Raw genomic sequence first — 24,322 nt, 5'->3', positions numbered from 1 at the left:
CAAGGAGTAAGGCATGAGCGCACCTGTCGTCATCATTGGCACTGGCCTTGCGGGCTACAACCTGGCCCGGGAGTTTCGCAAGCTCGACAGCGAAACCCCGCTGCTGCTGATCACCGCCGATGACGGGCGCTCTTACTCCAAACCGATGCTCTCCACCGGTTTCGGCAAGAACAAAGACGCCGATGGCCTGAGCATGGCCGAACCGGGCGCCATGGCCGAGCAATTGAAAGCCGAAGTACGCACGCACACGCGTATCAGCGGCATCGACGCCGGCCACAAGCGCCTGTGGATCGGTGAAGAGGCGGTGTACTACCGCGACCTGATCCTCGCCTGGGGCGCAGAAACCGTGCGTGTGCCCATCGAAGGCGATGGCGCGGATCTGGTGTTCCCGATCAACGATCTCGAAGACTACGCGCGTTTCCGTACTGCGGCGGCTGGTAAACGCCGCGTGCTATTGCTGGGCGCAGGCCTGATCGGCTGCGAATTCGCCAATGACTTGATCCTTGGCGGCTACGAAGTGCAACTGGTGGCGCCGTGCGAACAAGTCATGCCGATGCTGCTGCACCCGGCCGCTGCGGCAGCGGTGCAGGCCGGGCTGGAAAGCCTGGGGGCGAAATTCCACCTCGGCCCGGTGCTGACCCGCCTGCAAAAAGTCACCGACGGCCTGGAAGCGCACTTGTCCGACGGCCAGGTCATTCCTTGCGACGTGGTGGTTTCGGCCATCGGCCTGCGTCCACGCATTGATCTGGCGGCTGCGGCTGGCGTTCAAGTCAATCGCGGCGTCGTGGTCGACCGGCACCTGAAAACCTCCCACGCCAATATCTACGCCTTGGGCGACTGCGCCGAGGTCGACGGGCTGAATCTGCTGTACGTGATGCCCCTCATGAGCTGTGCGCGAGCGCTGGCACAAACCCTCGCTGGAAACCCGACCGCCGTGAGCTACGGCCCGATGCCGATCACCGTGAAAACCCCGGTGTGCCCGCTGGTCGTATCGCCACCGCCAAGAGGCAGCGAAGGCGTCTGGACGGTTGAAGGGCAGGGCGCCGACATCAAGGCGCTGTGCCACAGCGCCGACGGTCAATTGCTCGGTTACGCGCTGACCGGCGCCGCGGTGATGGAAAAACTCGCCCTGAACAAACAGCTTCCGGCCCTGCTGGCGTAAATACCGGTCGTTCTGTCGGAATCACCCCGCTTTTGCCCCTACAAAGGTCGCGGGGAGACTGGCGCCGCCGGTATCCGCGTGCCATTCTCACTCCCGTCTGCCGCAGAGTAGAGCCTGCGGCGCCTTGGGCGCTGTTCCAACGAGAACAGCACGGACATAACAACAAAAAACCGTCAAAGGGGCTTCACTAATGCGTAAACCAGAACTCGCCGCTGCAATCGCTGAAAAAGCAGATCTGACCAAAGAACAGGCCAACCGCGTACTCAACGCCGTTCTCGAAGAAATCACCGGCGCTCTGCACCGCAAGGACAGCGTCACGCTGGTCGGCTTCGGCACCTTCCTGCAACGCCATCGCGGCGCCCGCACCGGCAAAAACCCGCAAACCGGCGAACCGGTCAAAATCAAGGCCAGCAACACCGTTGCGTTCAAGCCAGGCAAATCGTTGAAAGACAGCGTCAATCCTTAATTGCGGCGAACTCCTCGAATAACGGGGAGAACCGCAGAAAAAATGGGCACACCGATTGCGGTCGGGTGTCCATTTTTTATGCCTGCCGATTTATTCTGACGTGCAGCCTTAATAAAGGCCGAGTAACTGTTGCATTTGTTGGCTATCGATCAGTCTCACAGTTAAATCAGTCCTCTATATATAAAAGCCATCATATTGATGGCACTTTCTGAGTTGTTGGTTGTCTCGCGGTGATTTGTTGAAACAACACCGAAGTCTTTCGGAATCATCCTACATCCGAATTTTTCAAAACCCGTCATGCTCCGCGCAACTCTCGCCAGCCCCGGCTTCCGGTGATGGAGGGCAGCTGGAACGATCGCTCTAAATCAAGCTTTCCCGGCGGTTTGTAAGGGTATGTGAATATAAACAGAGCATCGGGGATTCCCTGACTGAATATAGGGAAACCTCCTACAACAAACAAAGAACACTTCGTCTTGTTGTTTAATCAGATGCTTGCTAGTGGCCATCATAGTGATTACGATGCGCCCACTTGAAAGAGCACATCTCAATTGGATGAGTCGCATCACCGCTCTTCGATACTGTCCCGCGCCGCGGTAACTCCAATAGGCGCCTGACTGTAATCCTTAATAAAGGCCATGGATGTCCTACTCAAGCAAACTTTCCGCCCATTACCTCGAACTCGCTAAAGTCTCTGTTTCCAAAGAGAATTTCGCGGGCGAAGACGTTCGTTTTTCGAGCGAATTCGAGGCGCTGGAAAGCGAGCTGGCCAAAGCCTCGTCGATGCATGAAAGCGGTCAGATCGACTGGCTGAAAATCCGCGAAAACAGCGAAAATCTGCTGCGCACCCAATCCAAGGATTTGCGTGTCGGCGCCTGGCTGACCTGGTCTCTGTATCAGCGCGAATCCTTCCCCGGGCTGCTGGCCGGCCTCGGTCTGCTGCACCATTTGTCGGAAAACAACTGGGCCGACGTTCACCCGCTCAAACCCCGCACCCGTGCCGCCGCCATCGGCTGGCTGGTGCCGCGTCTCGAGCAGGTCATCACCGAAAACATTGCGATCAAAGAGCAGTTGCCGATGTTCCGGCAGCTCTCCGAGCACCTGTCCGGTCTCGAAGCGGCGTGTGCTGAGCATCTGGGCGATGACTCGCCGCTGCTGCTGCCGATCTCCCGTCGCCTGAAAACCATGATCCAGCGTGCGGCCGACAACCAGCCGGCCCCCGGCGTGGTCGGTGCGGCGGTGGCGCAGGTCAAGCAGGCCGCGAGCCAGTTGCTCACCCCCGGCGCACCGATCGACAACGAGCGCGAGGCGCACAAAGCCCTGCGCGCCCAACAGGAAAGCGCGCGTCCGCTGTGCGCCTGGTGGCTCAAGCAGAAAGCCACCGACCTGCGCGCCCTGCGCCTGAACCGCACGCTGCTGTGGATGACCATCGACGCGGTGCCTGAGCGCAACGCCGAGCAGATCACCGTATTGCGCGGCCTGCCACTGGAAAAACTCAAGCTCTACCAAGACCGTTTCGATCAAGGCAAATACGCCGACCTGCTGGTGGAACTGGAGGCGAGCCTGGCGAAGGCGCCGTTCTGGTTCGATGGCCAGAGGATGGTCTGGGAGTGTCTCCAGAACCTCAACGCCGAGTTGGCAATGCGCGAAGTGGAAATCCACTTCGCGCTTTTGGTTCAACGGCTGCCCGGCATTGTCGAGTTGCGTTTCCATGACGGCGCGCCGTTTGCCGATCCGTCCACCCGGGCGTGGATCGCCGCCAACGTCATGCCGCACCTGCAAAGCGCCAGTGCGCCGCGCAAGGTCGAGAGCGAAAACGTCGAAACCCAGCCGGCCTGGGAAAAGGCCCTCGAGGAAGTCCTGCCGCTGCTGCGCAAGGAAGGCCTGAAGCCGGCCGTGCAAATCCTCAAGCAGGGTTTGCAATCCGCTCACGGTGGCCGCGAACGCTTCTTCTGGCAGTTCGCCCTCGCGCGCCTGTGCTTCATGGCCAAGAAATACGAACTGGCCAAGAACCAGCTGGAAACCCTCGATCAGACATTACAGGACTCAGGCCTGCACGCCTGGGAGCCCGACCTTGCATTGGAAGTGCTGCACCTGCTGCACAGTTGCTGCGAGTTGTTGCCGCAGAACCATGCCGTACGTGAACGCAAGGAAGAGATTTATCGCAGGCTGTGCCACCTCGACCTCGAAGTGGTACTCGAATAGGCCCCAGGGCCACAACCGCAAGGAGAAAAGCCATGGCCAAAGAAGGCTCGGTAGCCCCCAAGGAACGCATCAACGTCACCTTCAAACCCGCCACCGGCGGTGCTCAGGAAGAGATTGAACTGCCGCTGAAGCTGCTGGCAATTGGTGACTACACCCACCGCAAGGACGAGCGCAAGATCGAAGATCGCAAGCCGATCAGCATCGACAAGATGACCTTCGACGAAGTGCTGGCCAAGCAAGAGCTTAGCCTGACGATGAACGTGCCGAACCGTCTGCAGGAAGAAGGCAGCACTGAAGAGTTGGGCGTGCAACTGCGCGTCAATTCGATGAAGGACTTCAACCCGGCCAGCCTGGTCGAGCAAGTGCCTGAGCTGAAAAAACTGATGGAACTGCGCGATGCGCTGGTGGCCCTCAAAGGCCCGCTGGGTAACGCACCTGCGTTCCGTAAAGCGATCGAAGGCGTGCTCGCCGACGACGAATCCCGCGGTCGCGTACTCGGTGAGCTGGGCCTGAACGCCGCAGCCCCGGACGCCTGAGACTCCAGCCAAGGAAGCCAACACAATGAGCACTAGCGCAGCACAAGAGAAGAGCGCCGCCAGCGGCGAATACAGCATTCTCGACAGCATCATCGCCGAAACCCGTCTGACTCCGGACGACGAAGCCTACGACATCGCCAAGCGCGGTGTGTCGGCGTTCATCGAAGAACTGCTCAAGCCGCAGAACAACGGTGAGCCGGTCAAGAAGGCCATGGTTGACCGCATGATCGCCGAGATCGATGCCAAGCTCAGCCGTCAGATGGACGAAATCCTGCACCACCCGGACTTCCAGGCTCTGGAATCGTCGTGGCGTGGTCTGCAGTTGCTGGTCGACCGCACCAACTTCCGCGAAAACATCAAGATCGAAATCCTCAACGTCTCCAAAGAAGACCTGCTGGACGATTTCGAAGACTCGCCGGAAGTCATGCAGTCGGGCCTGTACAAGCACATCTACACCGCTGAATACGGCCAGTTCGGTGGTCAGCCTGTGGGCGCGATCATCGCTAACTACTACATGTCGCCAAGCTCGCCAGACGTCAAGCTGATGCAGTACGTCGCCAGCGTTTCGTGCATGTCCCACGCGCCGTTCATCGCTGCTGCCGGCCCGAAATTCTTCGGTCTGGAAAGCTTCACCGGCCTGCCGGATCTGAAAGATCTGAAAGACCACTTCGAAGGCCCGCAATTCGCCAAATGGCAGAGCTTCCGTACCTCGGAAGACTCCCGCTACGTTGGCCTGACCGTGCCGCGTTTCCTGCTGCGTAACCCGTACGATCCGGAAGAAAACCCGGTCAAATCGTTCGTGTACAAGGAAACCGTTGCCAACAGCCACGAGCACTACCTGTGGGGCAACACCGCTTACGCGTTCGGCACCAAGCTGACCGACAGCTTCGCCAAATTCCGCTGGTGCCCGAACATCATCGGCCCGCAGAGCGGTGGCGCGGTTGAAGATCTGCCTCTGCACCACTTCGAAAGCATGGGCGAAATCGAAACCAAGATTCCTACTGAAGTTCTGGTTTCCGACCGTCGTGAATACGAACTGGCCGAGGAAGGCTTCATCTCCCTGACCATGCGTAAAGGCTCCGACAACGCGGCGTTCTTCTCCGCAAGCTCGGTGCAGAAGCCGAAGTTCTTCGGCATCAGCGCAGAAGGCAAGGCGGCAGAGCTGAACTACAAGCTCGGCACCCAACTGCCGTACATGATGATCGTCAACCGCCTGGCTCACTACTTGAAAGTGCTGCAGCGCGAGCAACTCGGTTCGTGGAAAGAGCGTACCGACCTCGAGCTGGAACTGAACAAGTGGATCCGTCAGTACGTCGCCGACCAGGAAAACCCGAGCGCCGAAGTCCGTGGCCGTCGTCCGCTGCGCGCTGCGCAAGTGATCGTCAGCGACGTTGAAGGCGAGCCGGGCTGGTACCGCGTGAGCTTGAACGTGCGTCCGCACTTCAAGTACATGGGTGCCGATTTCACCCTGTCGCTGGTTGGCAAGCTGGACAAAGAGTAAGAGCAACTCATGGACGGATACGGCAGCCTGTTCGAACGCCTCAACGGCGACGCGCAACTACGCAAGGGCAACAGCCTTGAGGCTTGTGCCATGGCGTCAGTGGCTGCCCATCTGGCCAAAATGCTCAGCACCCGGGCCGGCAGCGTGCAAACGCTGGCCGACTACGGGTTGCCCGATCTCAATGACATGCGTCTGAGCCTGCACGACTCCCTGAGTCAGGCCCGTCTGGCCATCGAAAACTTCATCGAAGCCTACGAGCCGCGCCTGAGCAACGTGCGTGTCATTTCCCTGCCGCGTGACCACGATCAACTTCGCCTGGCCTTCAGCATCGAAGGTCTGCTGGAAGTTGAAGGGTTCAAGCGTCAGGTCAGTTTTTCCGCGCGCCTGGATGGCAGCGGTCAAGTGAAGGTCACCTAAGGAGATCCCCGATGTCTGGCAAACCCGCAGCACGCGTATCCGACCCCACCGCTTGCCCACTTCCAGGCCACGGTACCAACCCGATCGCCGCCGGTTCCGGCGACGTGTTCTTCGACGGCCTCGCGGCCGCCCGCCAAGGCGATGCCTCTGCGTGTGGTGGTGCGATGGTCGGCGATCTGGCGACCACGGTGTTGATTAACGGCAAAGCGGCCGCGACCGTGGGTTCGGTTGGTATTCACGGCAACAAGGTCACGGCAGGTTCCGGGACGGTGATTATCGGCAATTCGCCAGGGTCGAGCTGATGACTAAGAAACACCTGAGTGGCGTTGTTCGTTCATGGACAGTCGATAGCGGGGCGTTCTGTCCATGACGCACATGTTCGGGTCGGCTCGATGAAACTCAGAGCCTGGCAATGTCTCATCGCTTTTCTCAGCTCGGTCGGTTTGCTGGCGATTCTGGTCGGCTTCGCGCTGCTGTTGCGGATGGAAAGCTCGACCGAACCAAAGCTGTTCGCTCATCCCCACGCGTTGTGGATTGGCGCCGAGGATGGTGGGGTATTCGTCGAAGTGACCAGGAACGAGGCGCCGGACTATTACGTCGAGATTCGCCACGAGAATGGCGGAATGTGGACTGAGGGTTGGGTTCGATACGGCACACGGGACAGCTACCCATTGAGCGCTGCAGCCATTGGCGGCTATGACGGCGTCGAACTCTATGTGTATTCGGCGATGGCGATCACGTCGAAAAAACAGGGAGTGGCGCAGCGATGAATATCTACGCGCGTCTTGCACTCTGTCTGGCGATCCACGCGGCGGGATGCGTGGCCTACGTGTTTCTGAATAACGCAGTGGTTGTGGCCTACAAGGCTTTCAACGGCGGATTCACCACCCGTGGCGTGGCGATTGGCATCGCCCACTACATGTTCATCTACATATTTTTTGGCATAAACGCGCTGGCCGCGATCATCCCGAACCTGTGGGCCAAGCTCGGTCTGCTCGCTCTGATGGTTGCCTGGATTCTGTTCATGATGGTGCCGGACAACCCGCTACGTGCGCTGTTCTACACCGTGGCCCAGGGGGGCGTTACGTTGTTGGCAATTCTGCTCACGCAGGTGATTGAACTGCGTTGGGAAAGACTTGCGTTGATGCGGCAGACGTCGCCTGCGGGCCCTGCTCATGCTTAGTCGTGCGCAACTGAGCTTCTTCATGGGCGCCTTGTGGTGGCCATTGCTGGCGGTGTTGGCGATCAGTTCCTATGACCTGTGGAATGGCGAGTATTCAACACCCGAGTCGTCCGGGATTTATTGGCAGTACCTGTTGTGGTGGGGAATTCCCGGGCTTCTGGGCTTTTCGCTGTGGATGTCCCGATCGGCGCAGAGCCGCAATGAGCAACAGGCGCTGCGGATGGTTTGGTGGGCGCCGGTGAAGTTCATCCCGTTCTACGCCGTGCCATGGATGCTGTATGGCTTGTTCAGTCTGGTCGTCGGGCCGTCCAGTGACGCTTACATGGCGTACGGCTGGATCTCGATTGTGCCGTTTCTCCTGATTGGCGGTTACGTCTGTGCCGGCGTGACGGTCGCGCTCTACAGGATATTTTTTTGATGCGTTCCACTACCAGGCAGGTAACCCGTGTCCTTTAACCACTACTACCAAAGCGAACTCACCGCACTGCGCCAACTCGGTCGCCGTTTCGCCGAGCGTAGTCCGGCGTTGGCGCCGTATCTGGGCCAGGCCGGGCGGGATCCGGACGTGGAGCGGTTGCTCGAAGGCTTTGCGTTTCTCACCGGGCGCCTGCGCCAGAAGCTAGATGACGAGCTGCCGGAACTCAGCCATTCGCTGATGCAACTGTTGTGGCCGAACTACATGCGCCCGCTGCCGGCGTTCAGCATTTTGCAGTTCGATCCGCTCAAGCGATCCGGGCCGGCGTTGCGCGTCGAGCGCGATACGCCGATTGAAAGCAAGCCGATCGAAGACGTGCGTTGCCGCTTCCGTACTTGCTACCCGACCGAAGTGTTGCCACTGGATCTGGCTGCGCTGAATTACTCGGTGAAGGGCGACGGCTCGCTGCTCAGCCTGCGTCTGGAAATGAGTGCCGACGGCCACCTCGGTGAGCTGGAACTGAGCAAACTGCGTCTGCACTTTGCCGGCGAGCGCTACATCAGCCAGATGCTCTACCTGAGCCTGCTGCGCAACCTCGAGGGCATCGAACTGATCCCGCTCGACGGCGCCGGCAAACCGATTGATGGCGTCAGCGGCAAACCGATGGCGTTCAAGATTCCCGGTGATCGGGTCAAACCGGTGGGCTTTGCCGAAGAAGAAGCGTTGATCCCGTATCCGCTGAACACCTTCCGCGGCTATCGCTACCTGCAGGAATACTTCGCCTTTCAGGACAAATTCCTGTTCGTCGACGTCAATGGTCTGGACATCATCAACGCGCTGCCGGAAGACACCCTCAAGCAGATGCGCGGGCTGGAGTTGCGCTTCGATATCCGCAAGAGCGGCATCATGCGCATGCGCCCGACCCTGGATAACGTGAAGCTGTTCTGCACGCCGATTGCCAACCTGTTCGCCCACGACGCGCTGCCGATCCGCCTCGACGGCAAGCAGGACGAATACCTGCTGCTGCCGGCGGAATACGATCTGGAAAACTGCGGCGTGTTCTCGGTGGAGACCGTGACCGGCTGGAAGCCCGGCGGCCTCGGTTATCAGGAATACGTGCCGTTCGAATCCTTCGAGCACGACCCGAGTTTCGACGTGCCCAACAGCCGTCCGCATTACAGCATCCGCCAGCGTTCGTCCTTGCTGCACGACGGCCTCGACACTTACCTGAGCTTCGGCATCCGCCACACCGAAGCCCACGAAACCCTGTCGATCGAGCTGATCTGCACCAACCAGAACCTGCCGCGCAAGCTCAAGCTTGGCGACATCTGCATGGCCTGCGAGGAGACGCCGGAGTTCTTGAGTTTCCGCAACATCACCCCGGCCACGTCGAGTTTCGCGCCACCGCTGAACCGTGACTTCCTGTGGAAGCTGATCAGCAACATGTCGCTTAACTATCTGTCGCTGGCCGACGTCAATGCGTTGAAGGTGATTCTCGAAACCTACGACCTGCCGCGCTACTACGACCAGCATGCGGAGAAGGTCAGCAAACGCCTGCTCGGCGGCCTCAAACACATCAAGCATCACCACGTCGACCGCTTGCACCGTGGGTTGCCGGTGCGCGGTTTGCGCACCGAACTGACCATCGACCCGGAAGGGTATATCGGCGAAGGCGACCTGTTCGTTTTCGCTTCGGTTCTTAACGAGTTTTTCGCGCTTTACGCCAGTCTCAATTCATTCCATGAGCTGCGCGTAAAAAGCACACAGGGAGAGGTGTACCAATGGACACCACGTATGGGCCTGCAGCCCCTGCTTTAAGCGGGCTGACCAAGGTAATACGCGAGTACTCGCTGTTTCAGGCCGTGCTGCTGGTGATCGACCGGCTGCGCGAGGCACACCCGCACCTGAGCGAAGACGATCTGTACGACCACGTGGAGTTCCAGGCCAACCCGAGCCTGGGCTTTCCGCGCAGCGACGTCGATCGCGTCGAGTTTTTCGAAGAGCACGGGCAGATGCGCGCGCGCATGCGTTTCAACCTGATCGGCCTGGTCGGTTCCGGTTCGCCGTTGCCGGCGTTCTACGGCGAACAGGCCTTGGGCGACAGCGAGGACGGCAACCCGACGCGCAACTTCCTCGACCTGTTCCACCATCGCCTGCAACGGCTGATGCTGCCGATCTGGCGCAAGTATCGCTACCGCGCGAGCTTTCAGAGCGGTGCGATCGATCCGTTCTCCTCGCAACTGTTCGCCCTGATCGGTCTGGGCGGCGACGAGATTCGCAAGGCCAAGGAACTCAACTGGAAACGCCTGCTGCCGTACCTCGGCTTGCTCAGCTTGCGGGCGCACTCGGCGGCGCTGATCGAAGCCGTGCTGCGTTACTACTTCAAGCACGAAGACCTGGTCATCGAGCAGTGCATCGAGCGCCGCGTGGAAATTCTCGAAGAGCAGCGCAATCGTTTGGGCCGCGCCAACAGCCTGCTCGGCGAAGACCTCGTGCTCGGCGAACACGTGCGCGACCGCAGCGGCAAATTCCGCATTCACATCACCGAACTCGACTGGCAGCGATTCCATGAATTCCTGCCGATCGGTTTCGGTTACCAGCCGCTCTGCGCGCTGGTGCGGTTCACCCTGCGTGACCCGCTCGATTACGACATCCGCCTGGTTCTGCGCCAGGAAGAAATCCGCGAACTGCGCATCGGTGAGCAGAACGCCTGTCGCCTCGGTTGGACCAGTTGGCTGGGCCGCGAAAAAGCGGACGGCGTGGTGACCCTGGGCAGCAAAATTCATTAAGGACGTGAGCCATGATCAACGTAGACCTGCAACAACTCATCCAGGCGCTGGACGCCGAAACCCGTCGTGATCTGGAGCGTTCGGCCGAGCGTTGCGTGGCCCGTGGCGGCAGCAAGATCCTCGTCGAAGATTTGATGCTCGGCCTGCTCGAGCGTCCGAATGGCTTGTTGTCGCGCGCACTGCAGGATGCAGACGTCGACGCCGGTGAACTCAGCGCCGCGCTGCAATCGCGCGTCGAACACAGCGCTTCGCGTAACCCGGTGTTCGCCCCGGAACTGGTGCAGTGGCTGCAAGACGCGCTGCTGGTGGCCAACCTCGAACTGGGCCAGACCCAGGTCGAAGACGCCGCGCTGATTCTTGCGCTGCTGCGCAACCCGATGCGCTACGCCGGCAGCCGTTATCAGCCGCTGCTCGCCAAGTTGAACATCGATCGCCTGAAGGAATTTGCCCTGTCGCAAAAAGAGCAACCGGCCGCTAACGGCAAACCGGCCGCGCAGGGCGAATCGCTGCTGCAGCGCTTCACTCACAACCTGACCCAACAGGCCCGCGACGGCAAACTCGACCCGGTGCTGTGCCGTGATGGCGCGATCCGCCAGATGGTCGACATCCTCGCCCGTCGCCGCAAAAACAACCCGATCGTCGTTGGTGAGGCCGGTGTCGGCAAGACCGCGATCGTCGAAGGCCTGGCTTCGCGCATCGCCGCCGGTGAAGTGCCGCAAGTGCTCAAAGGCGTTGAACTGCTGTCGCTGGACATGGGCCTGCTGCAGGCAGGTGCCAGCGTCAAAGGTGAATTCGAACGTCGTCTCAAAGGCGTGATCGACGAAGTCAAAGCCTCGCCGAAACCGATCATTCTGTTCATCGACGAAGCCCACACCCTGATCGGCGCTGGCGGCAACGCTGGCGGTTCCGACGCGGCCAACCTGCTGAAGCCAGCGCTGGCTCGTGGCGAATTGCGCACCATCGCCGCCACCACTTGGGCCGAGTACAAGAAATACTTCGAGAAAGACCCGGCGCTGGCCCGTCGTTTCCAGCCAGTGCAATTGCACGAACCGACCGTCAGCGAAGCGGTGACCATCCTCCGTGGTCTGGCCCAGGTTTACGAGAAGAGCCACGGCATCTATCTGCGTGATGACGCGGTGGTCTCGGCGGCGGAATTGTCCGCGCGTTATCTGGCCGGTCGGCAACTGCCGGACAAAGCCGTCGACGTTCTCGACACCGCATGCGCCCGCGTACGCATCAGCCTCGCCGCCGCTCCGGAAAGCCTTGAGCGTCTACGTGGCGAACTGGCCGAAGGTGGCCGCCAGCGTCAGGCGCTGCGCCGCGATGCCGAAGCCGGTCTGCTGATCGACCACGAAGCGCTGGAGGCACTGGAAGCACGTCTGGACGAAGCCGAAACTGAAATGGTTGCGCTGGAAACCCTGTGGACTGAACAGAAGCAACTGGCCGAGCGCCTGTTGGAACTGCGTCAGCAACTGGCCAAGGCCCGCGAAGCGGCAGCCGTTGAGCCAGTGGTCACCGTTGAAGAAGACGCCGAAGGCACCGTAATCGAAACCGTTGCCGCCGAAGTCGAAGACGGCCAAAGCGTCGAAGCGCTGGAAGCCCAGCTGAACGAAACCCACAGCGCCCTGACCGCCGCACAGGTCAAGGAGCGTCTGGTCAGCTTCGAAGTGTGCCCGCGTCTAGTCGCCGAAGTGATCAGCGCCTGGACCGGCGTGCCATTGGCGCAACTGGCCCGCGAACACAACGCCAAAGTTGCCAGCTTCGCCACCGACCTGCGCACGCGCATCCGTGGTCAGGAACAAGCTGTGCACGCACTGGACCGCTCGATGCGCGCCACCGCTGCAGGCCTGAACAAGCCTGACGCACCAGTGGGCGTGTTCCTGCTGGTCGGTCCAAGCGGCGTCGGCAAAACCGAAACCGCCCTGGCCCTCGCTGACTTGCTGTACGGCGGTGATCGTTTCATCACGACCATCAACATGTCCGAATTCCAGGAGAAGCACACCGTTTCTCGTCTGATCGGTGCACCACCGGGCTACGTCGGTTACGGCGAGGGCGGCATGCTCACCGAAGCCGTGCGGCAGAAACCGTACTCGGTGGTGTTGCTCGATGAAGTCGAAAAGGCTGACCCGGACGTGCTCAACCTGTTCTACCAAATCTTCGACAAAGGCGTGGCCAACGATGGTGAAGGTCGCGAGATCGACTTCCGCAACACCTTGATCCTGATGACCTCGAACCTCGGCAGCGACAAGATCAGCGACCTCTGCGAGAACGGCGCACGCCCGACCGCTGAAGTTCTCGAAGAAACCATTCGCCCGGTGCTGAGCAAACACTTCAAACCGGCGCTGCTGGCGCGGATGAAAGTGGTGCCTTACTACCCGGTCGGCGGCCCGGTATTGCGCGAGCTGATCGAGATCAAACTCGGTCGTCTCGGCGAGCGCCTCAACCGTCGTCAGCTGGATTTCAGCTGGTGCCAGAACCTCGTCGATCACCTGTCCGAGCGTTGCACGCAAAGCGACAGCGGCGCGCGCCTGATCGACCATCTGCTCGACCAGCACGTTTTGCCGCTGGTTGCGGATCGTCTGCTCGACGCCATGGCCGCCGGTGAAAGCCTCAAGCGCGTGCACGCCACGCTCGACGGCGAAGCCAGCGTGACCTGCGAGTTCGCCTGAGGTGGGTGTGATGTTCACTCAGGTGCCGCAGCCACTGGTCTATGCCGAAGCGTTGCTGGCGCAGTTCGCCAGTCTGTCGCGGGCGGCGGACGGTGCTGCGTTGCTGGGTGACTTCGTGCGTGGGTTGGCCGAGCTGAGCGGCTGCGAATTGACGCAGCTGTATCTGCTCGACGCTACCCACACGTGCTTGGGGATGAACGCCGAATGCCTCGACGGCGCCCTGCAACCGCGTGAAGCGGCGAGCCTGCCGGCGGATTACAACGGTGAACAACTGCTGCAATTCGCCCTGTGCCAGAACCGCGTGGTGTGCCTCGACGACTTGAGCGGCAGCCTGCACGAAACCAGTTTTCTGCCGGCGGCGACCTCGCCGTGGCAGTCGCTGTTGTGCGTGCCACTGGTCAATCAGCACAAAGCTGTCGAAGGTTTGCTGCTGTGCGCCAGCCGTCGTCGTACCCACCTGCAAGGCTTCGCTGATTCCCTCGGCCAGCTCGGCTCGTTCGTGCTTGGCCAATTGCATTTGTTGCAACGCCTGCGTCAGCCGCTGGCGGAATCGACCACGGTGGCGCGCAGCGTGCCGAGCATCAGTGGTTATGGCTTGATCGGCAAAAGCGCGGCGATGCGCCAGACCCATTCGCTGATCAGCAAAGTCCTGCACAGCCCGTACACCGTGTTGTTGCGCGGCGAAACCGGCACCGGCAAGGAAGTCGTGGCGCGGGCGATTCACGATTGCGGCCCACGCCGCTCCCAAGCGTTCATCGTGCAGAACTGCGCGGCGGTTCCGGAAAATCTGCTGGAAAGCGAGCTGTTCGGCTATCGCAAGGGCGCGTTCACCGGCGCCGATCGCGACCGTGCCGGGCTGTTTGATGCGGCCAATGGCGGCACGCTGCTGCTCGACGAGATCGGCGACATGCCGCTGTCGTTGCAAGCGAAGATCTTGCGCGTGTTGCAGGAAGGCGAGATTCGTCCGCTGGGTTCCAACGATACGCACAAGATTGATGTGCGCATCATCGCTGCGACCCACCGCGATCTGTCGACGCTGGTCAGCGAAGGCAAATTCCGCGAGGACTTGTATTACCGCCTCGCGCAATTCCCGATCGAGCTGCCGGCACTGCGTCAGCGTGAAGGCGACATCCTCGAACTGGCCCAGCACTTCGCCGAAAAGACTTGCACGTATTTGCAGCGCGATCCGGTGCGTTGGTCGAGTGCGGCGCTGGAACACCTGTCCGGCTACAACTTCCCCGGCAACGTGCGTGAACTCAAGGCTTTGGTCGAGCGTGCGGTGTTGTTGTGTGAAGGCGGTGAGCTGCTCGCCGAGCATTTTTCCCTGCGCATGGAAGCAATGCCGGAAGACAACAGCCACCTGAATTTGCGCGAGCGTCTTGAGCAGGTCGAACGCACTTTATTGCTTGATTGCCTGCGCAAAAACGACGGCAACCAGACCCTCGCCGCCCGCGAACTGGGCCTGCCACGGCGCACGCTGCTGTACCGCCTCGGCCGTTTGAACATCAATCTGGGAGATTTCGATGGGTAGGCAAAACGTCATCGAAATCCTCGCAAAAACCAATTTCAGCGCCGCCCGCAAGGGTCGGCGCTTTGTGCTTTGTCTACACCTGGAGACCCTCTGATGTCTGTTCGTCACTGGCAAGCTGCCCTGCTGACCCTCGTCGTTCTATGCGGCCTTGGCGGCTGTAGCGGTAATTACAAATTCAACGACAACGACTATCGCCCGTTGGGTGATCCGCAAGCGGTCAATCGCGGCAAGTGACCGCAAGGAGCATCAAACATGGAATTGGTTTTCGAAATGCTGAACACCAAGCAGTTCGTGCCCACCGAGTTGTGCCAGAAGACCTTTAAACAGGCCGGCGGCGTGATCGGGCGAGGCGAGGACTGCGACTGGATCATCCCTGACCGCAAGCGTCACCTGTCCAATCACCACGCGATTGTCAGCTACCGCGAGGGCACGTTCTTCCTCACCGACACCAGCAGTAACGGTGTCCAGGACGGCGAAAGCGGCGCGCGTCTGCACAAAGGCGAACCGGTGCGCATCGAGCACGGCAGCACCTACGTGCTGGGCGACTTCGAAATTCGCGCGCGCTTGGTACGCGACCCGGCGACCTTCGACGGTGAAGTCGGTCGTCCACGCGCTGCCGGCAGCATCATCCCGGATGATGCCTTCCTCGATCTTGATCCGCTCAATGCCCTCGAACAGCAAGAGCGCGTCTACTCGGAAATCGACGAACTGCTGGCGCCGAACACCAAACCTGAAGACTCCCGTCAGCGTGCCGACTACGCACGTATCGACATGGAAAGCCTGATGGTGCCGGAGCTGATTGCCGCGCCTGCCGAACCTGAGCCAGCTCCGGCGCCGAAAGCCGTTGAGCGTCAAAGCGAAGGTTTCTGGGAGCACTTCGGTGCGGCGCTGGGCGTCGACGTCAAAGGCCTCAGCCACGACGAACGCGAAGCCTTGGCACTGAACGCTGCGCGTCTGCTGCGTCAGAGCATCGGCGGTTTGCAGCAGAGCCTGCGCACCCGTTCGGAGCTGAAAAACGAACTGCGTCTGGCCCAGACCACCGTGCAAGGCACCAACAAGAATCCGCTGAAATTCGCCGTCGATCCGAGCGAAGCGCTGCAGATTCTGTTGCAGCCAAGCAAGCCCGGCCATCTGCCGGCCGAGCAAGCCATCTCCCGCGCGTTCCGCGATCTGCAGACGCATCAAGTTGCTCTGCTGACCGCCAGCCGCGCCGCCGTGCGCGGCACCCTGGAGCACTTCTCGCCGGAGCAACTGACCCTGCGTTTCGAGCGCGACAACAAGCCGTTGATCGCCACCTCGGGCGGACGCTGGAGAGCGTTCGGCCGTTATCACCAGGCCCTGCGTCAGGACGATGACTGGAGCGAGCGTCTGCTGGCCCGCGACTTCGCCCAGGCTTACGAAGAACAGATCCGTCTGATCTCCACCCTCCACACCGACCACCAAGGATGATGCGCATGTCTCGCCGCTCGACCGCTTTTTTCAAGACGCTGACTGCGCTCACCGTGCTGGTGCTGCTCGCCGGTTGCTCGTCGCTGTCGCCGTACTCGAAAGTGACCAAGATCAACCTGAAGCTGACCGGCAGCGATCAGCTCAACCCGGACCTCAACGGTCGGCCGTCGCCGATCGTCGTGCGCCTGTTCGAACTCAAGCACCCGGTGACCTTCGAGAACGCTGACTTCTTCAGCCTGTACGAACGCGCCAAGGAATCCCTCAATCCGGATCTGGTGGCCAGCGAAGAACTCGAGCTGCGCCCGGGCGAAACCGTGGAGATGAAGCTCAAGGTGGAAGAGGGCAGCCTTTATGTGGGCGTTCTCGCCGCTTACCGCGACTTGCCGGACACCCAATGGCGCCACACCATTCAGATCACTCCGCTGGAAGTCACCGAAGTCGATCTGACTCTGGACCAGACCGGCATCCGTAACACCAATCAAGTGCTCGCCAAGGCGGATGACTGATCATGAATACCCATAAAGTCATTTGGCAGGAAGGCATGCTGCTGCGTCCGCAGCACTTCCAGCACAACGATCGCTATTACGATCACCAGATGAAAACCCGCACGCAATTGTTGGGTGGTTACACCTGGGGTTTCCTCAATCTGGAGATCGACCTGCAGTTCCTCAACATGGGCAAACTGGTGATCAGTGAAGCCTCGGGGATTCTGCCGGACGGCAGTCTGTTCGAACTCGGTGGCAACACTGAGCCGCTGGCGCTGGACGTGCCGCCGAACACCGGCAACACGCCGATCTATCTGGCGCTGCCGCTGGTCACCGGCAACCACATCGAGTCGCGTCGTCCGGAGCAATCCGACGTGCTCGCGCGTTACACCGCGTACGACGCCGAAGTGGCTGACTCCAACGCCGGCGATGATTCCGCCAGCCAGGTCAGCTGCGGTCGCCCGGACTTCAAACTGTTGCTCGGCGAGCAGCAGAGCGATCAGGCTTACGTGAAGCTGAAAATCTGCGACGTGCTCGACACCACGCCCGACGGCGTGATCAGCCTCGACCCGGATTTCGTGCCGACCTACATTCAGGCCCACGCCTCCAGCTACTTGCTGTCGTGCCTGAAAGAAGTCATCAGCATGCTCAACCACCGTGGCGACACGATTGCCGAGCGGATTCGCTCCAACGGCAAAGTTGGCGGTGCCGAAGTCGGCGACTTCATGATGCTGCAACTGATCAACCGTACCGAATTGCTGCTGCGCCACTACCTCGGCCTGGAGCAAGTGCACCCGGAAGAGTTGTACCGCACGCTGCTGACCATGCTCGGCGATCTGGCGACCTTCTCCGGCGAGAGCAAACGTCCACGTCTGGACAGCCGCTACTCCCACGCTGACCAGGGCGGCAGCTTCCGCAAACTGATGGAAGCGATTCGTCAGGTGCTGTCGATGGTGCTCGAACAGCATGCCATCGAACTGATCCTGCAAGCGCGTCAGTACGGCATCATCGTCTCGCCGTTGCACGACCACAAACTGCTCGGCTCGGCGTCGTTCGTGCTGGCAGCCAGTGCCAACTGCGACTCCGAAGAACTGCGCCACCGCTTGCCGGCGCACCTCAAGGTCGGCCCGGTGGAGCGCATCCGCCAACTGGTCAACCTGCACTTGCCGGGGATCAAGGTCAAACCGTTGCCGGTGGCCCCGCGGCAGATCGCGTTCCATTCGAACAAAACCTATTTCATCCTCGAACTCAGTTCCGAAGACCTGGCACAACTCGAGCGCTCCGGCGGTTTCGCGTTCCATGTGTCCGGCGAATTTGCCGAGCTTGAACTGAAATTCTGGGCCATCAGGAACTGACCGACATGATCAAGGAAACGGATTACAACCAGGACGACAAAACCGTCCTGCTCGATCGTCAGGGCCACGGACCGGCAACGAGTCCGCTGACCGACTTCGCCGCGCCGCCGCGTTTCGAGCAACTGGAAGAACGCATGATCTACGCCGCGCGCCTGCGCCCGGCCGAAGCGTTCAACATCAGCCTCAATTCGCTGGTGGCGGCCTCGTCCGAGCTGCTTTCGGAAGTGGTGCGCCTCAAGCACAGCGAAACCCGCGAAGACTTGTACGCACTCAATGAGCGTCTGACTGCCGGGCTGAAATTGTTTGAAGTACGCGCCCTGCACAACGGCGCCGAAAGCAGCCAGGTGATGGCCGCGCGTTACGTGCTCTGCACCGTGGTCGACGAAGCTGTCGTGACCACGCCGTGGGGCAACGAAAGCGAATGGTCGCAGATGAGCCTGCTGAGCAGCTTCCACAACGAAACCTTCGGTGGCGAGAAGTTCTTCCAGTTGCTCGATCGGCTGTCGAAGAACCCGGTCAAGCACCTGCCGATGCTCGAGCTGATGTACCTGTGCCTGTCCCTCGGTTTCGAGGGCAAGTACCGCGTCCAGGCACGCGGCATGCTCGAGCTTGAAGGCATCCGCGATGCTCTGTATCGGCAGATCCGTCAGTTGCGTGGCGACGTGCCGCGCGAGTTGTCGCCGCACTGGGAAGGCTTGAACGATCAGCGCCGCAACCTGGTGCGCATCGTGCCGGCGTGGATGGTGGTGTTGTTCACTCTCGTCTGCCTGGTGGTGATGTATTCGGGCTTCGCCTGGGTCTTGGGCGAGCAGCGCGACACCGTTCTGCAACCTTATCAGCCGCTTGATCCGGCCGCGGTTCAACCGCAGTCGCAGCCGTAAACAGGGACGTGTGATGAAAAAGTTTTTCAAGAAAGTCGGCGCCTTCCTGCGCCAGACCTGGGTCTGGACCTTGCTGCTGGTGCTGTTCGTGGCGCTGCTGGTGTGGTTCGTCGGCCCGTTGTTGGCGGTTGATGACTACAAGTTCTGGGAGAGCTCGACCTCTCGCTTGCTGACCATCGCTGTGCTGTTCCTGATCTGGGGCCTGACCATGGTCTTCGTCAGCTGGCGCAGCGGTATTCGCAAGAAAGCCGAGGAAGAAAGCGAGGACGGTCAGGATCGTATCCGCCGCGAAGAGCTGATCGACGAAGAACAGAAGGAGTTGAAGGCGCGCTTCAAAGACGCGCTGAAAACCCTGAAGACGTCGAGTCTGTATCGCGGCCGCAGCGAACGCTGGCGCAGTGACTTGCCGTGGTACCTGCTGATCGGTCCGCAGGCCTCGGGCAAAACCAGTCTGCTGGACTTTTCCGGTCTGGAATTCCCGATCAACAAGATCGACCGTAAGCTGACCCGCGACACCCTCGGCACCCGTCATTGCGACTGGTACTTCGCCGATCACGGTGTGCTGATCGACACCGCCGGGCGTTACACCACGCAACCGGATGTGGAAGTCGACGGCGGTGCCTGGACGACGTTGCTGGAGTTGCTGCGCAAGCGCCGTCGCGGCCGTCCGTTGAACGGCGTGCTGGTGACCATTCCGGTGGAAACCCTGCTCGGTGGCAGTGAGCAGGACATCGACACCCTCGCGCGCCAGATTCGCGGTCGTCTGCAGGACGTGCATCAGAAGCTGCACGTCGACGTGCCGGTGTATCTGGTCCTGAGCAAGGCTGACAAGCTGCTCGGCTTCGACGAGTTCTTCGATCAACTGACTCGCGAAGAAAGCGATCAAGTGCTCGGCACCAGTTTCCGCAAGGATCAGGTCGGCACCGACGTCGCTGTGTTGCGCAATGAATTCGAAGAGCTGCTGCGTCGCCTCAACAGCCAAGTGATCATGCGCATGCATTCCGAGCGCGACACTCAGCGCCGTGGCCGTATCCTCGACTTCCCGCATCAACTGGGGCAGATCGGCGAGCGCCTGTGCCTGTTCGTCGACATGGCGTTCACCGGCAACCGTTATCAGCGTGCCACGCAACTGCGTGGTTTCTACCTGACCAGCGCACCGCACCTGACCCAAGAGATGGATGCGACCACCGCCGGCATCGGCGCCAGCCTCGGCATGAGCGCCGGTGTGCTGCCGACCCTGCGCAGCGGCCGTTCGCGGTTTATCAATCACTTGTTCAGCCAGGTGATTTTCCCTGAGTCCGATCTGGCCGGTCTGGACAAGCGCGAACGCAGCCGTATTCATTGGGGCCAACGTGCGTTGTACGTCGGCGCACTGGCAGCGCTGGCACTGTTCGGCATGCTCTGGGCGGGCGGTTTCTCGGCCAACTACGAGCGCCTGGAAAACCTGCGCAATCTGGCGCAGAACTGGACGCAACAGCGCACGGCATTGTCGCCGCGTGATGACGCCATGGGCGTACTGAAAACCCTCGACACTAGCTATGCCGCGACCCAGGTCTTCCCGAAAAAAGGCGACGTGTCGTATCACGAGCGCGGTGGTCTGTATCAGGGTGAAGACGTCAATCCAGTGGTCAAAGAGGCTTACGAGCGTGAGCTTGAAAAGCAACTGCTGCCACGGGTTGCAACCATGCTCGAGGGGCAGATCCGCGCCAACATGAAGGACCGCGACCGCCTGCTCAACAGCCTGCGCGCGTACCTGATGCTGAACATGAAAGACCGTCGCGATGCCGCGTGGCTCAAGGACTGGGTCGCCACTGACTGGTCGACGCGCTACACCGGCAACACCGCGGTGCAGAACGGTCTGAGTGCGCATCTTGAGCGTCTGCTGAAGCAGCCGTTTATCTACCCGTTGAACGACCAATTGGTCACTCAGGCGCGTCAGGTTTTGCGCAGCGAATCGCTGGCCACGGTGGTTTACCGCATGCTCCGCGAGCAGGCGCGCAACCTGCCGGACTATCGTTTCAGCCAACACCTCGGCCCACAAGGCTCGCTGTTTATCGGTACCGAATACGTGATCCCGGGTTTCTACACGCAAACCGGTTATCAGCAGTACTTCTCGGTACAGGGTTCGGCGCTGGTCACCGACATCCTGCGTGATAACTGGGTGCTGGGCGAAGGTGCGGGCATCAGCGACATGGACTTGCGTCGCCTGATGGTCGAGCTGGAGCAGCTGTACTTCCGCGACTACGCCAACTACTGGAGCGAAGCGGTTGGCCAGGTTGCACTGCCGCCAATCAGCGACGCCGGTGAAGGCGCCGAGCAACTGGCGGGCCTGACCTCGGCCAACTCGCCGGTGCTGGCATTGCTCACCGAAGTGCGTGAGAACACCCGCTTCCAGGCGGCAGCAGACCCTGTCGAAGAAGCTGGCGACGCTGCCGATGCACTGGCCGGGCAGAAAGGCAAACTGGGTAAAGTCGGCAAACTGGCGTCTGCCGTGGCGGACAAGGCTTCGGCCCTGAATGTGGCGAAGACCCTGCCGGACACCGCGAAGAAGTCGCTGCAACGCCGCTTCGAACCGCTGCATCGTTTGCTCGATGACAACAACGGCCCGGCTGCGGACCTGACGCCTGCACTGAGCGCGCTCAACGACCTGCAACTGCAACTGGCCGGTCTGGCCCGTTCCAGCACGCCGGAACAAGCCGCGTTCGAAATGGCGAAAACCCGCATGAGCGGCCAGCGTGATGCGCTGACCAACCTGCGCAATGCGTCTGGCCGTCTGCCGCGTCCGCTCAGCGTGTGGTTCAACGTGCTGGCCGAAGACTCTTGGCGTCTGGTGCTTAACGATGCTTACCAATACCTGAACGGTCGTTATCAAAACGAGCTGTACAGCGTGTATGGCAAAACCATCAGCAAGCGTTATCCGTTCAGCGCCAGCAGCACCAGCGACGTAGCGATCAGCGATTTCCGCGAGTTCTTCCGGGCTCAAGGCACTGTCGACCGCTTCTTCGACAGCTACATGCGTCCATTCGTCAGCGGCGATCCGGGCAACTACCGCATGCGCAGCGTCGACGGTCACAGCCTGCCGGTATCGAAGATGTATCTCGACCAGATGGCGGCAGCGCTGACGATTCGTCAGAGCTTCTTCTCGATCAACCCGGCCGAGCCGACCGTGCAGTTCAAACTGGAGCCGTACACCCTCGACCCGGCAGTCAGTCGTTCCGAGTTCAAGTTCGGCGACAAGACCATGGAATACCGCCACGGTCCGATCCTGCCAATGTCGTTCAAATGGCCGACCGATGCTGAAGATGGTCGCACCAGCCTGGTCATGGACAAAATGGCCGGGCGCCCGATCGGCATCGAGAAGAACTCCGGCCCATGGTCGCTGTTCCGTCTGTTCGACCTGATGCAGACCGAGTACCTGAGCGGTCGCGATGTGCTGGTGCTGAAAGCCGACGTAGGTGGCCTGCGCGCCAACTACCTGCTGACCAGCCAGCGCACGCCGAACCCGTTCGACATGGGCGTACTGCGCACCTTCCGTATGCCGGTGCAGCTCTGATGCTGGTGGCCAGTGCCTGGCGCAGCGCGGCGCGTACCGACCCGGGCAAGGTGCGGGCGCGCAACGAAGATGCTTTCCTCGACTCGCCACAGCAGGGGCTGTGGGTGGTCGCGGACGGCATGGGCGGTCATCAGGGTGGCGACATCGCCAGCCAGTTGATCGTCGCCAGCCTGGCTGAACTGCCGCAACACGAGGACTTCGACGAACGCCTCAAAGCCATTCGCCAGTGCCTGCACTGGCTGAACCGGCGTTTGGGGCAGGAGTTGACGGTTACCGCCGGACGCCACGACAGCATCATGGGCAGCACCGTCGTGGCGCTGCTGGTGGAAGGCAATCGCGCGGCCTGCATCTGGGCCGGCGACAGCCGTTGTTACATGTGGCGTGGGCAGCGGCTGTATCAGTTGTCCAAGGACCATTCGTTGCAACAGCAATTGATCGACGAGCAGCAAATGAGCGTCGAACAAGCGGCAGCGCACCCGGCGGCTCAGGCCTTGACCCGAGCCGTCGGCGCCGCCGAAACACTGACCCTGGATGTCCTCGAACTCGAGGTTTATCCGGGCGATGCGTTTTTGCTCTGCAGCGATGGTTTGTATCAGGGCCTGAGCAGCGATGCCCTTGGCAACGCCCTCAGCCTCAGCGCGCCGCACGTGGCGCTGGAACGTTTGTTCGACGGCGCCCTGCGTGGCGCCGCGCGCGACAACCTGACAGCCGTGGTGATCCGCCAATGACTGAAATCGAATCCTCAGTCGATGACTTGCTGATGAGCGAAGAGCAGGCCAACAACCTGACCTACTTCGCCTTCGCCAAGGAAAACAAGGCAGAACCTTTGCTGGCGCCAACCAAGGCCAGCATCGGTGCACTGCCGGACGTACTCGCCGGTCGCTACCACCTCGAGCGCCTGCTCGGGGCCGGTGGCATGGGCGCCGTTTACCGGGCGCGGGATCTGCTGCACGAACAGTTCGGTGATCCCGATCCTTACATTGCGCTGAAAATCCTCAGCGAAGAATTTGCCGAATCGCCGGACGCCAGTGCCTTGCTCTACAGCGAGTTCGCCCTGACCCGACGCCTGCGCCACGACAACGTTGTGCGTGCACACACTTTTGAAGTCGACACCGACTGCCAGCGGGCCTTCATCACCATGGAATACATGCGTGGCCTGACCCTGGACAAATTGCTCTGCGAGCGGCCCCTCGGCCTGCCGTGGCAAGAACTGCGCGACATCGTCCTGCCGCTGCTCGACACGCTGGCCTATGCCCACGGTCGCGGCGTGTTGCACGGTGACATGAAACCGAGCAACGTCATGCTCAGCGAAGACGGCTTGCGCCTCTTCGACTTCGGCCTCGGTCAGGCAGAGGAGGGTGTGATGCCCGGCCTGCCGCATCTGAGCCGCGAACGCTTCAACGCCTGGACCCCGGGCTACGCCGCCCCCGAACTGCTTGAGGGCCAACCGTTGTCGGCCAGCGCGGACGTGTACGGCGTGGCCTGTGTGATCTACGAACTGGCGGGCGGCAAACACCCGTTCCGCCGCTTGCCCTCGACCCAGGCCCGCGACGAGCACCTGGAGCGCGAACTGCAAGCACCGGCGAATTTACCGAAGCACGGCTGGCCAGCGCTGCGAACCGCGCTGAGCTTCAACCCGGCAGAGCGCACCATCACTGCCCAACAATTGCGTGACGCCTTGGGCGCCACTTCGTCCTGGCTGCAACGTCTGCGACTTCGGGCGTAACG

The 24,322-nt window shown here is 60.9% G+C and carries 21 protein-coding genes and 1 pseudogene; all 22 read left to right on the top strand.

Translation table 11 applies throughout. The features are described 5' to 3' along the window. The first annotated feature begins 13 nt into the window (after positions 1-13). Positions 14-1,162 (top strand): NAD(P)/FAD-dependent oxidoreductase, encoded by a 1,149-nt coding sequence (locus tag F8N44_RS01675; protein WP_150649055.1) that lies wholly within the window; start codon positions 14-16, stop codon positions 1,160-1,162. Positions 1,163-1,352: 190 nt separating this feature from the next. Beyond that, the gene (locus tag F8N44_RS01670) at positions 1,353-1,628 is read left to right on the top strand and encodes an HU family DNA-binding protein (protein WP_003213368.1); all 276 of its coding nucleotides are present in this window, start codon (positions 1,353-1,355) and stop codon (positions 1,626-1,628) included. 639 nt (positions 1,629-2,267) lie between these two features. Beyond that, positions 2,268-3,830 carry a type VI secretion system protein TssA gene (tssA, locus tag F8N44_RS01665; RefSeq protein ID WP_150649054.1) on the top strand — a complete coding sequence of 521 codons (1,563 nt, stop codon included), beginning with the start codon at positions 2,268-2,270 and terminating at the stop codon, positions 3,828-3,830. Between the two features lie 32 nt (positions 3,831-3,862). Next, positions 3,863-4,366 (top strand): type VI secretion system contractile sheath small subunit, encoded by a 504-nt coding sequence (tssB, locus tag F8N44_RS01660; RefSeq protein ID WP_064365136.1) that lies wholly within the window; start codon positions 3,863-3,865, stop codon positions 4,364-4,366. Positions 4,367-4,391: 25 nt separating this feature from the next. Next, positions 4,392-5,867: a type VI secretion system contractile sheath large subunit gene (gene tssC / locus F8N44_RS01655; protein WP_016772499.1), complete on the top strand. Its 1,476-nt coding sequence runs from the start codon at positions 4,392-4,394 to the stop codon at positions 5,865-5,867. 9 nt (positions 5,868-5,876) lie between these two features. Then, positions 5,877-6,284, top strand: coding sequence for a type VI secretion system baseplate subunit TssE (tssE, locus tag F8N44_RS01650; RefSeq protein ID WP_007920274.1), 408 nt, complete (start codon positions 5,877-5,879; stop codon positions 6,282-6,284). 11 nt (positions 6,285-6,295) lie between these two features. Further along, positions 6,296-6,571 (top strand): annotated as a pseudogene (locus tag F8N44_RS01645) (PAAR domain-containing protein); the annotation flags it as partial. A gap of 33 nt (positions 6,572-6,604) precedes the next feature. After that, on the top strand, positions 6,605-7,054 hold the full coding sequence (locus F8N44_RS01640) for a hypothetical protein (protein WP_224794715.1): 450 nt from the start codon (positions 6,605-6,607) through the stop codon (positions 7,052-7,054). After that, positions 7,051-7,467: a hypothetical protein gene (locus F8N44_RS01635; RefSeq protein WP_150649053.1), complete on the top strand. Its 417-nt coding sequence runs from the start codon at positions 7,051-7,053 to the stop codon at positions 7,465-7,467. Before F8N44_RS01640 ends, F8N44_RS01635 begins: the two co-directional genes overlap by 4 nt. After that, entirely contained in the window at positions 7,460-7,885 is a 426-nt protein-coding gene (locus tag F8N44_RS01630; protein WP_034152088.1) for a hypothetical protein, read from the top strand. Before F8N44_RS01635 ends, F8N44_RS01630 begins: the two co-directional genes overlap by 8 nt. A 27-nt stretch (positions 7,886-7,912) precedes the next feature. Beyond that, positions 7,913-9,700: a type VI secretion system baseplate subunit TssF gene (gene tssF / locus F8N44_RS01625; protein ID WP_122596749.1), complete on the top strand. Its 1,788-nt coding sequence runs from the start codon at positions 7,913-7,915 to the stop codon at positions 9,698-9,700. Continuing rightward, complete coding sequence (gene tssG / locus F8N44_RS01620) at positions 9,664-10,671, top strand: type VI secretion system baseplate subunit TssG (RefSeq protein ID WP_007920288.1); 1,008 nt, start codon at positions 9,664-9,666, stop codon at positions 10,669-10,671. Before tssF ends, tssG begins: the two co-directional genes overlap by 37 nt. A gap of 11 nt (positions 10,672-10,682) precedes the next feature. Further along, on the top strand, positions 10,683-13,340 hold the full coding sequence (gene tssH, locus F8N44_RS01615) for a type VI secretion system ATPase TssH (protein WP_150649052.1): 2,658 nt from the start codon (positions 10,683-10,685) through the stop codon (positions 13,338-13,340). 10 nt (positions 13,341-13,350) lie between these two features. Next, positions 13,351-14,871, top strand: a complete 1,521-nt coding sequence (locus F8N44_RS01610; protein WP_108224961.1) for a sigma-54 interaction domain-containing protein — start codon at positions 13,351-13,353, stop codon at positions 14,869-14,871. 93 nt (positions 14,872-14,964) lie between these two features. After that, positions 14,965-15,105: a hypothetical protein gene (locus tag F8N44_RS01605; protein ID WP_034152084.1), complete on the top strand. Its 141-nt coding sequence runs from the start codon at positions 14,965-14,967 to the stop codon at positions 15,103-15,105. 18 nt (positions 15,106-15,123) lie between these two features. Further along, positions 15,124-16,320, top strand: a complete 1,197-nt coding sequence (gene tagH, locus F8N44_RS01600) for a type VI secretion system-associated FHA domain protein TagH (protein WP_150649051.1) — start codon at positions 15,124-15,126, stop codon at positions 16,318-16,320. 5 nt (positions 16,321-16,325) lie between these two features. After that, positions 16,326-16,826, top strand: a complete 501-nt coding sequence (tssJ, locus tag F8N44_RS01595; RefSeq protein WP_095119786.1) for a type VI secretion system lipoprotein TssJ — start codon at positions 16,326-16,328, stop codon at positions 16,824-16,826. 2 nt (positions 16,827-16,828) lie between these two features. Next, complete coding sequence (gene tssK / locus F8N44_RS01590; RefSeq protein WP_007920300.1) at positions 16,829-18,160, top strand: type VI secretion system baseplate subunit TssK; 1,332 nt, start codon at positions 16,829-16,831, stop codon at positions 18,158-18,160. 5 nt (positions 18,161-18,165) lie between these two features. Continuing rightward, positions 18,166-19,041, top strand: coding sequence for a type IVB secretion system protein IcmH/DotU (icmH, locus tag F8N44_RS01585; protein WP_150649050.1), 876 nt, complete (start codon positions 18,166-18,168; stop codon positions 19,039-19,041). Between the two features lie 13 nt (positions 19,042-19,054). Continuing rightward, complete coding sequence (gene tssM / locus F8N44_RS01580; protein ID WP_150649049.1) at positions 19,055-22,594, top strand: type VI secretion system membrane subunit TssM; 3,540 nt, start codon at positions 19,055-19,057, stop codon at positions 22,592-22,594. Further along, on the top strand, positions 22,594-23,322 hold the full coding sequence (locus F8N44_RS01575) for a PP2C family protein-serine/threonine phosphatase (RefSeq protein ID WP_007920303.1): 729 nt from the start codon (positions 22,594-22,596) through the stop codon (positions 23,320-23,322). Before tssM ends, F8N44_RS01575 begins: the two co-directional genes overlap by 1 nt. Further along, a complete protein-coding gene (locus tag F8N44_RS01570) occupies positions 23,319-24,320 on the top strand; it encodes a serine/threonine-protein kinase (RefSeq protein ID WP_095049661.1) in 1,002 nt (333 codons plus the stop codon). Before F8N44_RS01575 ends, F8N44_RS01570 begins: the two co-directional genes overlap by 4 nt. Positions 24,321-24,322: the final 2 nt, after the last annotated feature.

The organism is Pseudomonas fluorescens, assembly GCF_902497745.1.
Taxonomy (GTDB): Bacteria; Pseudomonadota; Gammaproteobacteria; order Pseudomonadales; family Pseudomonadaceae; genus Aquipseudomonas; species Aquipseudomonas fluorescens_BM.
Note: the sequence above shows the minus strand (reverse complement) of the source record. Positions and strands in the feature narration are given on the sequence as shown.

Bases quoted from the DNA above. Each gene is read 5' to 3' on its own strand.
- F8N44_RS01605 (WP_034152084.1), top strand. From the start codon at position 14,965: ATGTCTGTTCGTCACTGGCAAGCTGCCCTGCTGACCCTCGTCGTTCTA.
- tssH (WP_150649052.1), top strand. From the start codon at position 10,683: ATGATCAACGTAGACCTGCAACAACTCATCCAGGCGCTGGACGCCGAA.
- F8N44_RS01570 (WP_095049661.1), top strand. From the start codon at position 23,319: ATGACTGAAATCGAATCCTCAGTCGATGACTTGCTGATGAGCGAAGAG.
- tssB (WP_064365136.1), top strand. From the start codon at position 3,863: ATGGCCAAAGAAGGCTCGGTAGCCCCCAAGGAACGCATCAACGTCACC.
- F8N44_RS01675 (WP_150649055.1), top strand. From the start codon at position 14: ATGAGCGCACCTGTCGTCATCATTGGCACTGGCCTTGCGGGCTACAAC.
- F8N44_RS01635 (WP_150649053.1), top strand. From the start codon at position 7,051: ATGAATATCTACGCGCGTCTTGCACTCTGTCTGGCGATCCACGCGGCG.
- tssJ (WP_095119786.1), top strand. From the start codon at position 16,326: ATGTCTCGCCGCTCGACCGCTTTTTTCAAGACGCTGACTGCGCTCACC.
- tagH (WP_150649051.1), top strand. From the start codon at position 15,124: ATGGAATTGGTTTTCGAAATGCTGAACACCAAGCAGTTCGTGCCCACC.
- tssC (WP_016772499.1), top strand. From the start codon at position 4,392: ATGAGCACTAGCGCAGCACAAGAGAAGAGCGCCGCCAGCGGCGAATAC.
- tssA (WP_150649054.1), top strand. From the start codon at position 2,268: ATGTCCTACTCAAGCAAACTTTCCGCCCATTACCTCGAACTCGCTAAA.
- tssM (WP_150649049.1), top strand. From the start codon at position 19,055: ATGAAAAAGTTTTTCAAGAAAGTCGGCGCCTTCCTGCGCCAGACCTGG.
- F8N44_RS01670 (WP_003213368.1), top strand. From the start codon at position 1,353: ATGCGTAAACCAGAACTCGCCGCTGCAATCGCTGAAAAAGCAGATCTG.
- tssG (WP_007920288.1), top strand. From the start codon at position 9,664: ATGGACACCACGTATGGGCCTGCAGCCCCTGCTTTAAGCGGGCTGACC.
- tssK (WP_007920300.1), top strand. From the start codon at position 16,829: ATGAATACCCATAAAGTCATTTGGCAGGAAGGCATGCTGCTGCGTCCG.
- tssE (WP_007920274.1), top strand. From the start codon at position 5,877: ATGGACGGATACGGCAGCCTGTTCGAACGCCTCAACGGCGACGCGCAA.
- F8N44_RS01610 (WP_108224961.1), top strand. From the start codon at position 13,351: ATGTTCACTCAGGTGCCGCAGCCACTGGTCTATGCCGAAGCGTTGCTG.
- F8N44_RS01575 (WP_007920303.1), top strand. From the start codon at position 22,594: ATGCTGGTGGCCAGTGCCTGGCGCAGCGCGGCGCGTACCGACCCGGGC.
- F8N44_RS01630 (WP_034152088.1), top strand. From the start codon at position 7,460: ATGCTTAGTCGTGCGCAACTGAGCTTCTTCATGGGCGCCTTGTGGTGG.
- icmH (WP_150649050.1), top strand. From the start codon at position 18,166: ATGATCAAGGAAACGGATTACAACCAGGACGACAAAACCGTCCTGCTC.